This is a genomic window from Enterobacter cloacae complex sp.6700776, assembly GCF_048284255.1.
Classification (GTDB): Bacteria; Pseudomonadota; Gammaproteobacteria; order Enterobacterales; family Enterobacteriaceae; genus Enterobacter; species Enterobacter intestinihominis.
This window is the reverse complement of the sequence record NZ_JBLVYK010000011.1, coordinates 87,256-101,688: the sequence shown is the minus strand read 5'-3', so window position 1 is coordinate 101,688 and position 14,433 is coordinate 87,256. Positions and strand designations below refer to the sequence as shown.

At 56.7% G+C, this 14,433-nt stretch carries 13 protein-coding genes; 10 read left to right on the top strand and 3 right to left on the bottom strand.

The annotated features are described in order from the left end of the window. The first annotated feature begins 215 nt into the window (after positions 1-215). From rnc to acpS, 5 genes are all read left to right on the top strand, one after another. The gene (gene rnc / locus ACNQ0T_RS16205; protein WP_003860711.1) at positions 216-896 is read left to right on the top strand and encodes a ribonuclease III; all 681 of its coding nucleotides are present in this window, start codon (positions 216-218) and stop codon (positions 894-896) included. Next, positions 893-1,798, top strand: coding sequence for a GTPase Era (gene era / locus ACNQ0T_RS16200; RefSeq protein ID WP_022649038.1), 906 nt, complete (start codon positions 893-895; stop codon positions 1,796-1,798). Before rnc ends, era begins: the two co-directional genes overlap by 4 nt. Before the next feature lie 17 nt (positions 1,799-1,815). Continuing rightward, a complete protein-coding gene (gene recO, locus ACNQ0T_RS16195) occupies positions 1,816-2,523 on the top strand; it encodes a DNA repair protein RecO (protein ID WP_015572142.1) in 708 nt (235 codons plus the stop codon). 75 nt (positions 2,524-2,598) lie between these two features. Continuing rightward, positions 2,599-3,330 carry a pyridoxine 5'-phosphate synthase gene (gene pdxJ / locus ACNQ0T_RS16190; protein ID WP_063139288.1) on the top strand — a complete coding sequence of 244 codons (732 nt, stop codon included), beginning with the start codon at positions 2,599-2,601 and terminating at the stop codon, positions 3,328-3,330. Further along, positions 3,330-3,710 carry a holo-ACP synthase gene (acpS, locus tag ACNQ0T_RS16185; protein WP_015572144.1) on the top strand — a complete coding sequence of 127 codons (381 nt, stop codon included), beginning with the start codon at positions 3,330-3,332 and terminating at the stop codon, positions 3,708-3,710. Before pdxJ ends, acpS begins: the two co-directional genes overlap by 1 nt. On the opposite strand, the gene ACNQ0T_RS16180 is transcribed toward acpS, so the two are convergent. Further along, the gene (locus ACNQ0T_RS16180) at positions 3,707-3,967 is read right to left on the bottom strand and encodes a YfhL family 4Fe-4S dicluster ferredoxin (protein WP_023300734.1); all 261 of its coding nucleotides are present in this window, start codon (positions 3,965-3,967) and stop codon (positions 3,707-3,709) included. The genes acpS and ACNQ0T_RS16180 overlap by 4 nt on opposite strands. 56 nt (positions 3,968-4,023) lie before the next feature. Beyond that, positions 4,024-4,872, bottom strand: coding sequence for a MurR/RpiR family transcriptional regulator (locus ACNQ0T_RS16175; RefSeq protein WP_023300733.1), 849 nt, complete (start codon positions 4,870-4,872; stop codon positions 4,024-4,026). Positions 4,873-4,990: 118 nt separating this feature from the next. On the opposite strand from ACNQ0T_RS16175, the gene murQ reads away from it, so the two are divergent. Genes murQ through tadA form a run of 4 tightly spaced genes read left to right on the top strand, consistent with a single transcriptional unit; the run spans position 4,991 to position 8,464 of the window. Further along, positions 4,991-5,887: an N-acetylmuramic acid 6-phosphate etherase gene (murQ, locus tag ACNQ0T_RS16170; RefSeq protein WP_023306721.1), complete on the top strand. Its 897-nt coding sequence runs from the start codon at positions 4,991-4,993 to the stop codon at positions 5,885-5,887. 9 nt (positions 5,888-5,896) lie between these two features. Further along, positions 5,897-7,261, top strand: a complete 1,365-nt coding sequence (locus tag ACNQ0T_RS16165; protein WP_023306720.1) for a PTS transporter subunit EIIC — start codon at positions 5,897-5,899, stop codon at positions 7,259-7,261. A 3-nt stretch (positions 7,262-7,264) separates the two neighbouring features. Then, on the top strand, positions 7,265-7,900 hold the full coding sequence (yfhb, locus tag ACNQ0T_RS16160; protein WP_022649033.1) for a phosphatidylglycerophosphatase C: 636 nt from the start codon (positions 7,265-7,267) through the stop codon (positions 7,898-7,900). 24 nt (positions 7,901-7,924) lie between these two features. Then, positions 7,925-8,464, top strand: a complete 540-nt coding sequence (gene tadA / locus ACNQ0T_RS16155) for a tRNA adenosine(34) deaminase TadA (RefSeq protein WP_023300729.1) — start codon at positions 7,925-7,927, stop codon at positions 8,462-8,464. Here tadA and mltF read toward each other — a convergent pair. After that, positions 8,352-9,902 carry a membrane-bound lytic murein transglycosylase MltF gene (mltF, locus tag ACNQ0T_RS16150; RefSeq protein ID WP_023300728.1) on the bottom strand — a complete coding sequence of 517 codons (1,551 nt, stop codon included), beginning with the start codon at positions 9,900-9,902 and terminating at the stop codon, positions 8,352-8,354. The two genes, tadA and mltF, sit on opposite strands and share 113 nt — an antisense overlap. 267 nt (positions 9,903-10,169) lie before the next feature. Here mltF and purL point away from each other — a divergent pair, with 267 nt between their 5' ends. Further along, entirely contained in the window at positions 10,170-14,057 is a 3,888-nt protein-coding gene (purL, locus tag ACNQ0T_RS16145; protein WP_417930238.1) for a phosphoribosylformylglycinamidine synthase, read from the top strand. Positions 14,058-14,433 lie beyond the last annotated feature (376 nt).

The following is a 14,433-nucleotide window of genomic DNA, read 5'->3' as shown; positions in this document are numbered from 1 at the left end:
AAAAATAACACGTAGCGGCTTTTATTCGCCGCTACGTGAATTATTTCAGCGATAAATCTCTTTGAACTAACGACATCCCCTGTCGTTGCGTATAGAATATTCCCCCGAAGTTTAAGGTTGGCCCTGCAAGGGTGCCACGGCACACGAAACCGCGTTGGTTTTCTCAGGTCGGTTTCGTGTGCTGCATTTTTGACGCATTCATTTATTGGTATCGCATGAACCCCATCGTAATTAATCGGCTTCAACGGAAGCTGGGCTACACTTTTCATCATCAGGAGTTGTTGCAACAGGCATTAACCCATCGCAGTGCCAGCAGCAAACATAATGAGCGTCTCGAGTTTTTGGGCGACTCTATTTTAAGTTTCGTGATTGCAAATGCGCTTTATCATCGTTTTCCGCGTGTGGACGAAGGTGATATGAGCCGCATGCGCGCCACGCTGGTGCGCGGCAACACCCTCGCTGAAATCGCACGCGAGTTTGAGCTGGGTGAGTGTCTGCGTCTGGGGCCGGGTGAGCTGAAAAGTGGTGGGTTCCGTCGTGAATCCATTCTTGCCGATACGGTCGAGGCATTAATCGGTGGCGTGTTCCTGGACAGCGATATCCAGACCGTAGAAAAGCTGATCCTGAACTGGTATCAGACCCGTCTGGACGAAATCAGCCCGGGCGATAAACAAAAAGATCCGAAAACGCGTCTGCAAGAATATTTGCAGGGTCGTCACCTCCCGCTGCCATCCTATCTGGTGGTGCAGGTACGTGGCGAAGCGCACGATCAGGAATTTACCATCCATTGCCAGGTCAGTGGCCTGAGTGAACCGGTGGTCGGCACGGGTTCAAGCCGTCGTAAGGCTGAACAGGCTGCCGCCGAACAGGCGTTAAAAATGCTGGAGCTGGAATGAGCGAAGAAAAAACGTATTGCGGATTTATTGCCATCGTCGGACGTCCGAACGTTGGTAAATCCACCCTGTTGAATAATCTGCTTGGACAGAAGATTTCCATTACCTCGCGTAAGGCGCAGACCACGCGTCACCGCATCGTCGGTATCCATACTGAAGGCGCTTATCAGGCGATCTACGTCGATACCCCGGGCCTGCACATGGAAGAGAAGCGTGCCATCAACCGTCTGATGAACAAGGCGGCGAGCAGCTCCATTGGCGATGTAGAGCTGGTGATTTTCGTTGTGGAAGGCACCCGCTGGACGCCGGACGACGAAATGGTCCTGAACAAGCTGCGTGACGGCAAAACGCCGGTGATCCTCGCGGTCAATAAAGTGGACAACGTGCAGGAAAAAGCCGATCTGCTGCCGCATCTGCAATGGCTGGGCAGCCAGATGAACTTCCTGGACATCGTCCCGCTGTCTGCGGAAACGGGTCTGAACGTCGATACCATCGCGGGCATCGTGCGTAAACATCTGCCGGAAGCGACTCATCACTTCCCGGAAGACTACATCACCGATCGCTCTCAGCGTTTTATGGCGTCTGAAATCATCCGTGAGAAGCTGATGCGTTTCCTGGGCGCTGAACTGCCGTACTCTGTGACGGTGGAGATCGAGCGTTTCCAGAGCAACGAGCGTGGCGGCTACGATATTAACGGTCTGATCCTCGTTGAGCGAGAAGGGCAGAAGAAGATGGTGATCGGCAATAAAGGTGCCAAGATCAAAACTATCGGAATCGAAGCCCGTAAAGACATGATGGACATGTTTGAAGCACCGGTTCACCTGGAACTGTGGGTGAAAGTGAAATCTGGCTGGGCCGATGATGAGCGTGCGCTGCGCAGCCTCGGTTACGGCGAAGATCAGTAACCTAAGACGACGAGCATATGGATGGATGGCAGCGCGCCTTTGTCCTGCATAGTCGTCCCTGGAGCGAAACCAGCCTGATGCTGGACGTCTTCACGGAAGAGTCCGGTCGCGTGCGCCTTGTTGCCAAAGGCGCACGTTCCAGACGTTCTAATCTGAAAGGTGCCTTGCAGCCTTTCACCCCGCTGCTGGTCCGCTTTGGCGGGCGAGGGGAAGTCAAAACCCTGCGCAGTGCTGAAGCCGTCTCCCTGGCGCTTCCTCTTTCTGGTATCACGCTCTACAGCGGTTTGTATGTCAACGAACTCATTTCACGGGTTCTTGAACATGAGACCCGCTTCTCTGAACTTTTCTTTGATTACCTGCACTGTATTCAGGCACTTGCTGGCGCAACCGGCACCCCTGAGCCTGTGCTGCGTCGTTTCGAACTGGCGCTGCTCGGGCACCTTGGTTACGGCGTTGATTTTCTGCACTGTGCGGGAAGCGGAGACGAGGTAGAAGACACCATGACCTATCGCTATCGTGAGGAAAAGGGCTTTATTGCCAGTGTCGTCGTCGATAACAGCACTTTTACCGGGCGCCAGCTCAGAGCACTGTATGAACGCGAGTTCCCGGACGCCGACACCCTGCGTGCGGCAAAACGCTTTACCCGAATCGCGCTCAAGCCGTATCTTGGGGGCAAACCTTTAAAGAGCCGCGAATTATTCAGGCAGTTTATGCCGAAACGCTAATGTTTTACCCCTCACCCCAGCCCTCTCCCGGAGGGAGAGGGAGAAGGTAAATGACCAAAAATACCGAGGATTGTCATGGCTGAATTACTGTTAGGCGTCAATATCGATCACATCGCCACGTTACGTAATGCACGCGGTACCGCGTATCCCGATCCGGTTCAGGCGGCATTTATCGCTGAGCAGGCTGGCGCCGACGGCATTACCGTCCACTTGCGTGAAGATCGTCGCCACATCACTGACCGCGACGTGCGCATCCTGCGTCAGACGCTGGATACCCGCATGAACCTGGAGATGGCGGTGACAGAAGAGATGCTGGCGATTGCCTGCGAGACCAAACCGCATTTCTGCTGCCTGGTGCCGGAAAAGCGTCAGGAAGTGACCACCGAAGGCGGTCTCGATGTGGCCGGGCAGCTCGACAAAATGCGCGATGCCTGCAAACGCCTGGCGGATGCCGGTATCCTGGTATCTTTATTTATCGACGCCGATTTCACCCAGATTAAAGCCGCTGCCGACGTGGGCGCGCCGTATATTGAAATTCACACCGGCTGCTATGCCGATGCCGAAAACGACGCAGTGCAGGCGAAAGAGCTGGAGCGAATCGCCAAAGCGGCAACCTACGCCGCGAGCCTGGGACTGAAGGTGAACGCCGGACACGGACTGACCTATCACAACGTAAAAGCCATTGCTGCCCTGCCGGAAATGCATGAGCTGAACATTGGCCACGCCATTATTGGTCGTGCGGTGATGAGCGGCCTGAAAGAGGCGGTGTCCGAGATGAAGCGCCTGATGCTGGAAGCGCGTCAGTAATGGCTATTCTGGGCTTAGGCACCGACATCGTTGAAATAGCCCGCATTGAAGCGGTGATCGCCCGCAGCGGCGATCGCCTCGCAAGACGCGTGCTGAGCGATAACGAATGGGCTATCTGGGAGGCGCATCAACAGCCGGTGCGCTTTCTGGCAAAGCGCTTCGCGGTAAAAGAGGCGGCGGCGAAAGCGTTCGGCACGGGCATTCGTAACGGCCTGGCGTTCAACCAGTTTGAAGTGTTTAACGATGAGCTGGGTAAGCCACGTCTGCGTTTATGGGGCGAGGCGCTTAAGCTGGCGGAAAAGCTGGGCGTGGCGCACATGCACGTAACGCTTGCAGATGAACGCCACTATGCCTGTGCGACGGTGATTATTGAGAGTTAAATTTTGTCCGCATGGTGCATCAGGACAAACTTATCCCACAACTGTTCTTCGTTCTCGACGTGTGCCGGATCTTTTAAGATCGTATTGGGAATTGGGCACACCTTCTGGCAGGTCGGCGTTTCATAGTGGCCGATGCATTCGGTGCAGCGGTCGCTGTTAATCTCATAAATGCTGTCGCCCATCGAAATCGCCTGGTTCGGGCATTCGGGTTCGCACATATCGCAGTTGATGCATTTTTTGGTGATTAACAGCGCCATCAGGAAATTCTCAGAAACATCACAAACAGGGCGGGCATTATACGCTCATTCGTTGTTCAAACCAGTTTTTTTACCAGCTCTTCGCTGTGCCGAATACGTTCTGGCGCACGCTCCAGATCCTGCTGAACCAGCGCCATAAACAGCAGGTCCGTCAGCATCATCTGCGCACTCGTCGACGAAATCGCCGCGCTGCGAGTGGCCTGTTCCTCGGCAATGGTATACAGGCAGCGGGTTGCCCGTTGCTGGAGCGCATTCGGGCTAAATCCGGTAATCGCCAGAATTTTTCCCCCTACGCGCAGGGCTTCGTCAGTGGCCATATTAATTTCACGTCGCTCGCCGGAATAGGAGATGGCCAGCAGTAAATCGTCAGGATCCATGGCCTGCACGGTCGCCAGCAGCGCGTGCATATCCTGTTCAACGATGGCGTTATAGCCGATTTTTGTCAGCTTCCAGCCAAAGTTACGCGCAACCAGTCCGGAGGCGCCGATCCCGGTCAACACAATACGCCGCGCGTCGCGAAGCATGGCTACGCTTTCCAGCAGTTTCTCTTCTGTGTTCACATCCAGCGTGGCATGCATTGCCGCCACGTTCTCCTTGATCAGCTTTTCGCCCACCAGACGCATCGGATCGTCGCCACGGATCTGGTTATGCACCGGCATTGACTGCGGATTCGGGTTGCTCACCAGTGCTTCACTGATCGCCAGCTTTAGCGCCGGAAAGCCCTTATAGCCTATTTTCTGGGCGAATTTCACCACGCTCGACTGGCTCACCCCGGCTTCGCCTGCCAGCTGCTGGGAGCTGAGGTGTCGCGCGCGATCGGGCTGAGAAAGTAAAAAATCCGCCAGCTTTTTATCACTCTGGGCAAACCCTGCGTAGCGCTGACGAATACGAATTAAACAGTTCATACGGTCTCCTGGCGAAAATGTGATTACCCGCGCAAATACGAATTTTGCTCGCCTGAATGAATTTTATATTCCATTATAGTGCGTTTATTATGAATTAAAAATTCCAGAGGTAAATAACATGAATCTTGGCTCTCTTGTTTCTGAAACGCGTAACCCGCAAACCATGGATCTTGATGCACTGTCCACGCTGGAGCTGGTAAACCGCTTTAATCAACAGGATACCCTCGTCGCGCTGGCAGTCAAAGAGACATTGCCTGAGGTAGCAAAAGCCGTAGACGCCGCTGCCGACGCTCTCAAAGCAGGAGGACGCATTATTTATATGGGAGCGGGAACCAGCGGGCGCCTCGGGGTGCTGGATGCCTCAGAATGTCCGCCGACTTTTGGCGTTCCGCACGGGCTGGTCGTTGGCCTGATTGCCGGTGGCCCCGGCGCGCTGCTGAAAGCGGTAGAAGGGGCAGAAGACAATAAACAGCTTGGTGAAGATGATCTCAGGGCGCTGAACCTGACCGCGCAGGATCTGGTGGTCGGCCTGGCGGCTTCTGGTCGTACGCCGTACGTCATTGGTGGACTGGAATATGCCAGACAGACCGGGTGCACCACAGTGGCCATCTCCTGTAACCCGGGCTCGCCGATTGCGCAGGTGGCCGCCATTGCCATCTCTCCGGTCGTCGGGCCGGAAGCGCTCACCGGCTCCACACGGCTGAAGTCGGGTACCGCGCAGAAGCTGGTGCTCAATATGATCTCCACCGGCGCGATGGTGAAATTTGGCAAGGTCTACCAAAACCTGATGGTGGATATGCAGGCCACTAACATCAAGCTGGTGGACAGAGCGTGTCGCATGGTGATGGAAGCGACAGGCGCCAGTCGTGAAGAGGCGGAAAAGGTGCTTCAGCAGACCGATCACGATGTAAAACCCGCCATTCTGATGATATTAACCGGGCTGGATGCAGCCGCGGCCAGAGCCAGACTCGAAGCCCATCACGGGTTTTTACGGGCGGCATTAGAACACCAATAAGAGGCGTGTATGGACAAAACAGCAGCGCTCGCCAGCGACATCCTGCTCGGGATCGGTGGGGAAAAAAATATTCAGCGTCTTGAGAACTGTATGACGCGTGTTCGCGTCGAGGTGCATAACGACGAACAGCTTGATTTGACGCGCCTTAAGCAGCTTCCCGGCGTGAGCGGGTACGTTAAGCAGGGGCAACAGCACCAGTTGATTGTCGGTCCGGGCAAAGCGGCGCAGGTGGTAGATGCCATGCGCGCCCTGATGACGGGCGGTGAAACGGCTCCCGCCTTTGACGATGCGGAACGCACCAAAGCGCAGGCGAAAGCCAAATACAAAGCCCCTATGAGCGATGCGCTTCGCCAACTGGCTAACGTCTTTATTCCGCTGATCCCGGCGTTTATCGCGTCGGGGCTGATCACCGGGATTATCAATATTCTTAAGCGTCCGGATATTGTCGGGGATTTTGCCACGCAGTATCCGAACCTGCTGGGTATTCTGGCGATTTTCGGCAGCGCGGTGTTTGCCATCATGAACATTCTGGTGGGGGTGAACACGGCCAAAGTGTTTGGCGGCTCGCTGGCGATGGGCGGCGTTATGGCGGGTATCCTCTCCAGCCCGCAGCTGGCGCAGATTACGCTGTTTGGCGAGGCGCTTCAGCCTGGCCGCGGCGGGGTGATTGCCGTGCTGCTGGTGGTCATTCTGATGTGCTGGATCGAGAAAAAGCTGCGCGCAGTGCTGCCAGGCTCGATTGAGCTGATCCTCAACCCGCTGCTGACCACATTGATTACCGGGAGCGTGGCGATTGTGGCGCTGCAACCGTTAGGCGGCGCCATCTCTGAAGCCATCGCCCACGGCGCGTCTCTGGCTATCGATCGCGGTGGGTTATTGGTGGGGGCTGTGCTGTCCGGAACCTTCCTGCCGTTAGTGCTGACCGGTTTGCATCAGGGGCTAGTGCCGATTCACGTCGAACTGGTACAGGCGCACGGCTATAACGCCCTGCTGCCGATCCTGTCGATGGCGGGCGTTGGGCAGGTCGGCGCGGCCATCGCGGTGCTGATGAAAACCCGCAACGCGCGTCTGAAAAAGGTCATTAAAGGGGCGTTGCCGGTCGGGTTGCTCGGTATCGGCGAGCCGCTGATTTTCGGCGTTACGCTGCCGCTGGGCAAGCCGTTCCTGGCCGCCTGTCTCGGTGGCGCGGTGGGCGGGGCGTTGATTAGCTACTGGAAAGTGGCGACCGTTATCACCTTCGGGATTTCCGGTTTACCGCTGGCATTAACCATCGTGACCGGAAAAGTGATGCTCTATCTGTTAGGCTATCTGGTAGCGGTGATCGCCGGGTTCCTGTTTACCTGGCTATTAGGATTCAACGACCCAGAGGAGTAAGGTTTGGCAAATCACGAGCGTCGCGTTGTCTTTTTTGATCTGGATGGAACGCTGCATCAGCAGGATATGTTCGGCACCTTTATGCGCTATCTGCTGCGGCGCCAGCCCCTTAACGCGTTGCTGGTATTGCCCCTTTTACCCGTTATTGGCATCGCGCTACTGGTGAAAGGCCGTTCAGCGCGCTGGCCGATGAGCCTGCTGCTCTGGGGATGCACGTTTGGTCATAGCGAAGCGCGTCTTAAGCAGCTTGAACAGGATTTTGCCCACTGGTTTCGCGGGCACGTCGCCGCGTTTCCCGTGGTCCAGGCGCGCCTGACCAGCTATCTCGACGCCAACGATGCCGATATCTGGCTGATTACCGGCTCCCCGCAGACGCTGGTAGAGCAGGTCTATTATGATACGCCCTGGCTGCCGCGCGTAAACCTTATCGCCACGCAGATCGCGCGCGGCTACGGCGGCTGGGTGCTTACCCTGCGCTGCCTCGGACATGAAAAAGTGGTGCAGCTGGAGAAACGCATCGGTACGCCGCTGCGTCTGTACAGCGGCTACAGCGACAGCAAGCAGGACAACCCGCTGCTCTATTTTTGCCAGCACCGCTGGCGCGTCACGCCTCTGGGCGAACTTCAGCAACTCGAATAGTCTTATCTGTACCGGCTGTGTATAATGCCGCCCGCTTTTCGACTGGAGTATCAGCCCTTGTCCAACCCTGAACACAATCATGAATACTGGATGCGCCACGCGCTGGCGCTGGCTCAGCGCGCCTGGGAAGAGGGCGAAGTTCCCGTGGGCGCGGTGCTGGTCCATAACAATCAGGTAATTGGTGAAGGGTGGAACCGTCCGATTGGCCGTCACGATCCTACCGCGCATGCTGAAATTATGGCGCTGCGTCAGGGCGGACTGGTGCTGCAAAACTATCGTCTGCTTGATACCACCCTGTACGTCACCCTTGAACCGTGCGTGATGTGCTCCGGGGCGATGGTGCATAGCCGAATCGGTACGCTGGTGTTTGGCGCGCGGGATGAAAAAACGGGCGCTGCTGGTTCACTGATGGACGTGCTTGGGCATCCGGGGATGAACCACCAGGTGAAAACTATCGGTGGGGTACTTGCACCAGAATGTTCGGGTCTGTTAAGTGACTTTTTTCGAATGCGTCGGCTGCAGAAAAAGCAACAAAAGGCAGAATTGAAACCGCAGGGTGATTAAGCTCGTCCGGTGCGACCACCGGATAGCTTTCAGCCAGCTGTTGCGCCTCGGCCGCCTCTTTTTCTTTCTCCAGCAGATATCCCACCAGGCTTATCTGATACTTACGAATATTTTCCACGTAGGCATACGCTTCATGCCCGCGCGCATAGCCGTACGTCAGCTTCTGGTACCACTGTTTCTGGCTAAGCAGCGGCAGGCGCTGTTTTACATCTGACCAGCTGTCCGGGTTACCTTTGGTTTTTGCCGTCAGCGTCCGCGCGTCGAGCATATGGGCATAACCCATGTTATAGGCGGCCAGCGCAAACCAGATCCGCTCCCCTTCAGGGACCGTCTCCGGCACTTTCGCCATCATATCCTGTAAATATTGCGCGCCGCCGCTGATGCTCTGTTCCGCATCGGTTCGATCGCTAATGCCGAGGCTCTGCGCGGTATTTTTGGTCAGCATCATCAACCCGCGCACGCCCGTGGGGGAGGTGGCCTGAGCATCCCAGTGCGATTCCTGGTAGGAAATTGCCGCCAGTAACTTCCAGTCAATCTCCTGAGCGTACTTCTCGAACAGCGGTTGCAGGTCCGGCAGCACGCTATCCACCGCGCGCAGGAAGGAGCGGGTGTCAACGTAATCAAAATCGTCACCGTGACCGAGATATTTCTCTTCCAGACGCGCCAGGGTGCCGTCTTCATTGATGGAATTAAAGAAATCGAGCATAGCCGCAGAGACGGTTTGATCGTCGTCTAACTGGGTAAACCAGGTTACCGGCTGTTCATCGGTCACATCCAGCGCCACGGCGATTTCAGGATGAACGCGCTGGAAAAGGCTGATCGCCACCGAATCAGCAATGGTATAGGCCAGCTTTTTATCTTTTACCTGCTCCAGCAATTCGGTAGTGCCGAGTTTAGGATCGACCGTCCAGCTGAGGTTCGGGTATTTTTTCTCTTTCAACGCCCGCAGATCGTCAATCACCACATGGCCCGGCGCAATGGTCAATTGCTGGTCGGTAATGTCGGCCAGTGAGCGCGGGCGCAAGCTACCCACACGATAAACCACCTGCTGCGACACAGAGTAATAGGTCGGGCCCGGCTGATAATTTTTGCTGCGTTCGCTGTTGTACACCAGACCTGCGGCGAGAATATCGGCACGGTCATGGTCTAAATCATCAAACAGCTGGTTGATGTTCTGCCGTACGGTGACTTTCAGCTTCACGCCCAGATAGTCCGCAAACAGCTGTGCCAGTTCGTAATCAAGACCAATGGTTTTACCGTTGATATCGTCGTATATAAGCGGAGAGGAGAGGGTACTGACGCGCAACTCCCCCCGCTCCTGAATGGCGGCGATACGGTTTTCGGCTTTGCCGAACCAGGGGATAGACGGCCAGAGGGCCACTGCCAGCAGCAACGTAACAATGCCGATGAGCAGATAATTAATCTTTAATTTTTTCAATTAGTTAATTCTCTGCGACGCCGGTTGCCTCAGTGTGCTGTAGTCATGTTAAGAGTAGAGTTTGCCATTGATTGAGCGGCATTTTGCGCAAAGTAGCGCCAGTTGGCAACCAATTAGAGAGACAGGTCACATCTATTGTTAAACAAAAAGGATGATTTTATTTCGACGCAAACGGTTTCGTCGGCGCTCAGGATTCTCTATAATGACGCCCGTTTTCCCCCCTTGCGCACACTGTAAGCGCCCCGGCGCTTCGAAGACGAGAGACTTATGATGGAAATTCTGCGTGGTTCGCCTGCACTGTCTGCCTTCCGTATTAATAAACTGCTGGCACGTTTTCAGGCGGCCGACCTTCCGGTAAGCAATATTTACGCTGAGTATGTCCATTTTGCTGACCTGAATGCCCCCCTGAATGCAGAGGAGCGCGTACAGCTGGAACGTCTGCTTAAATATGGCCCAAGCCTGAGCAGCCATACGCCGACCGGCAAATTAATCCTCGCCACGCCACGTCCTGGCACCATCTCCCCCTGGTCTTCCAAAGCCACCGACATCGCTCACAACTGCGGCCTGAGCCAGATTAACCGTCTGGAGCGCGGCGTGGCGTACTATGTGGAAGCGTCAACCCTGAGCGACGCGCAGTGGCAGGCCGTCACAGCGGAGCTGCACGACCGCATGATGGAGAGCGTGTTTGACTCTCTGGATGATGCGCAGAAACTGTTCTCCCACCATCAGCCTGCGCCGGTACAGAGCGTGGATCTGCTGGGGCAGGGGCGTCAGGCGCTGATCGACGCAAACCTGCGTCTTGGTCTGGCGCTCGCAGAAGATGAAATCGACTACCTTCAGGATGCATTCGTTAAGCTGAATCGCAACCCGAACGACATCGAACTGTATATGTTCGCGCAGGCCAACTCCGAGCACTGCCGCCACAAAATTTTCAACGCCGACTGGATTATCGACGGCGAACAGCAGCCGAAGTCGCTGTTCAAAATGATCAAAAACACCATGGAGCAAACGCCTGACCACGTGCTGTCTGCCTATAAAGACAACGCCGCGGTGATGGAAGGTTCCGAGGTGGGCCGCTTCTTCGCCGACCGCGAAGCAGGGCGCTATGACTTCCACCAGGAGCCTGCGCATATCCTGATGAAAGTGGAAACCCACAACCACCCGACGGCCATCTCTCCGTGGCCGGGTGCGGCGACCGGCTCCGGCGGTGAAATCCGTGACGAAGGTGCGACCGGTCGCGGCGCGAAACCAAAAGCGGGTCTGGTCGGTTTCTCCGTTTCCAACCTGCGTATCCCGGGCTTTGAACAGCCGTGGGAAGAAGATTTCGGCAAGCCAGAGCGCATTGTGACCGCGCTGGATATCATGACCGAAGGCCCGCTGGGCGGCGCGGCGTTCAACAATGAATTTGGTCGTCCGGCGCTGAACGGTTACTTCCGTACCTACGAAGAGAAAGTGGACAGCCACAACGGCGAAGAGCTGCGCGGCTACCACAAACCAATTATGCTGGCGGGCGGGATCGGCAACATTCGCGCCGATCACGTGCAAAAAGGTGAGATCGTCGTGGGCGCGAAGCTGATCGTGCTCGGCGGCCCGGCAATGAACATTGGTCTGGGCGGTGGTGCAGCCTCGTCTATGGCTTCCGGCCAGTCTGATGCGGATCTCGACTTCGCGTCCGTGCAGCGCGACAACCCGGAAATGGAGCGCCGCTGTCAGGAAGTGATCGACCGCTGCTGGCAGCTCGGCGATGCCAACCCGATTCTGTTTATCCACGACGTGGGCGCGGGTGGGCTCTCTAACGCCATGCCTGAGCTGGTGAGCGACGGCGGTCGCGGCGGGCGCTTCAACCTGCGCGATATCCTGAGCGATGAGCCAGGCATGAGCCCGCTGGAAATCTGGTGTAACGAATCCCAGGAGCGCTACGTGCTGGCGGTTGCTGCCGATCAGCTGCCGCTGTTTGACGAGCTGTGCCGCCGCGAGCGCGCGCCGTATGCCGTCATCGGTGAAGCGACCGAGGAGCAGCACCTGACTCTCAGTGATACCCATTTCGACAACCAGCCGATCGATCTGCCGCTCGACGTGCTTCTCGGCAAAACGCCGAAGATGACCCGCGACGTTACAACCCGCAAAGCGGCGGGTAAAGCGCTGGATCGTCAGGGCATTATTGTGGCGGAAGCGGTTAACCGCGTGCTGCACCTGCCTGCGGTGGCGGAGAAAACCTTCCTGGTCACCATCGGCGACCGTACCGTGACCGGTATGGTGTCACGCGATCAGATGGTCGGCCCGTGGCAGATCCCGGTCGCTAACTGCGCCGTGACCACCGCGAGCCTCGACAGCTACTACGGCGAAGCGATGGCGCTGGGTGAACGCACCCCGGTGGCTCTGCTGGACTTCGCCGCTTCTGCCCGTCTGGCGGTCGGTGAAGCGCTGACCAATATCGCCGCGACGCAGATTGGCGACATCAAACGCATCAAACTTTCCGCGAACTGGATGGCCGCTGCCGGTCACCCTGGCGAAGACGCGGGCTTGTACGAAGCGGTAAAAGCGGTGGGTGAAGAGCTGTGTCCTGCGCTCGGCCTGACCATTCCGGTGGGTAAAGACTCCATGTCGATGAAAACCCGCTGGCAGGAAGGCAGCGAGCAGCGCGAGATGACTTCGCCTCTGTCGCTGGTGATCACCGCGTTTGCGCGCGTGGAAGACGTGCGTCATACCGTTACGCCGCAGCTTTCCACTGAAGATAACGCCCTGCTGCTGATTGACCTCGGCAAAGGCCATAACGCGCTGGGTGCCACCGCGCTGGCACAGGTTTACCGCCAGCTCGGCGAAAAGCCAGCCGACGTGCGGGACGTCGCACAGTTGAAAGGCTTCTACGACGCAATTCAGGCGCTGGTGGCGCAGCGTAAGCTGCTTGCCTACCATGATCGTTCCGATGGCGGCCTGCTGGTAACGCTGGCAGAGATGGCCTTCACCGGCCACTGCGGCGTTGAAGCAAACATTGCAACGCTTGGCGAAGACCGCCTGGCGGCGCTGTTTAACGAAGAGCTTGGCGCGGTCATTCAGGTACGCGCCGCAGATCGCGACGCGGTGGAAGCGATTCTGGCGCAGCACGGTCTGGCAGACTGCGTGCACTATCTCGGTAAAGCGGTGCAGGGCGACCGTTTCGTGATTGAAGCCGACGGCCACCCGGTGTTCAGCGAAAGCCGCACCACGTTGCGTATGTGGTGGGCGGAAACCACCTGGCAGATGCAGCGCCTGCGTGACAACCCGGAATGTGCCGATCAGGAGCATAACGCGAAGGCGAACGACAACGATCCTGGCCTGAACGTGAAGCTCACCTTCGACATCAACGAAGACATTGCCGCGCCGTACATTGCGACCGGTGCGCGTCCTAAAGTGGCCGTGCTGCGCGAACAGGGCGTTAACTCCCACGTTGAGATGGCAGCGGCCTTCCACCGGGCGGGCTTTGACGCCATCGACGTCCACATGAGCGACCTGCTGGCAGGGCGTATCGGGCTGGATAATTTCCAGGCACTGGTAGCCTGCGGGGGGTTCTCCTACGGTGACGTGCTGGGCGCGGGCGAAGGCTGGGCGAAGTCCATCCTGTTCAACAGCCGCGTACGTGACGAGTTTGAAACCTTCTTCCACCGTCCGCAGACGCTGGCGCTGGGGGTGTGTAACGGCTGCCAGATGATGTCTAACCTGCGCGAGCTGATCCCGGGCAGCGAAGCCTGGCCGCGCTTTGTGCGTAACCAGTCTGACCGCTTTGAAGCGCGCTTCAGCCTGGTAGAAGTAACCCAAAGCCCGTCCCTGCTGTTGCAGGGGATGGTCGGTTCGCAGATGCCAATCGCGGTTTCGCACGGTGAAGGTCATGTTGAAGTCCGTGATGCGGCGCACCTGGCTCAGCTTGAAAGCAAAGGACTGGTGGCGCTGCGCTTTGTTGATAACTTTGGCAAGGTCACCGAAACCTATCCGGCTAACCCGAACGGTTCGGCAAATGGCATTACCGCGGTCACCAGCGAAAGCGGTCGGGTGACGATTATGATGCCGCACCCGGAGCGTGTCTTCCGTACCGTGAGCAACTCCTGGCACCCGGAAAACTGGGGCGAGGACAGCCCGTGGATGCGCATTTTCCGCAACGCACGTAAACAACTAGGTTAAGTTTCAACGCCCTGACTGTAGGCCCGGTAAGCGCGAGCGCCACCGGGCTTTTTTGTCTCTGTCGCAAAATCGCGACAACTCTCTGGTCTGAGTGTCTCCAAAAGGAGACATTTAACCTGTTGATTTATATGCGGCAGGACAGGTTCCCGTTAAGGTGTTGCTTAATAGCGACACTTAGCCTGGAAATCATTCACGTAACAATCAATACGTTTTGATAATAAAAATATTACTAATCATAAGGATAGCATTAATTTTTGCAATCTGGCACGCGTGTTGCATAATAGTAACCAGTGGCTCATTCACCTTCTTATGTCAGCCCCTTCGGGACGTGCTACATAAACTTCGAATGACGCACAAAAAGGTGCCTGCCGTCCAA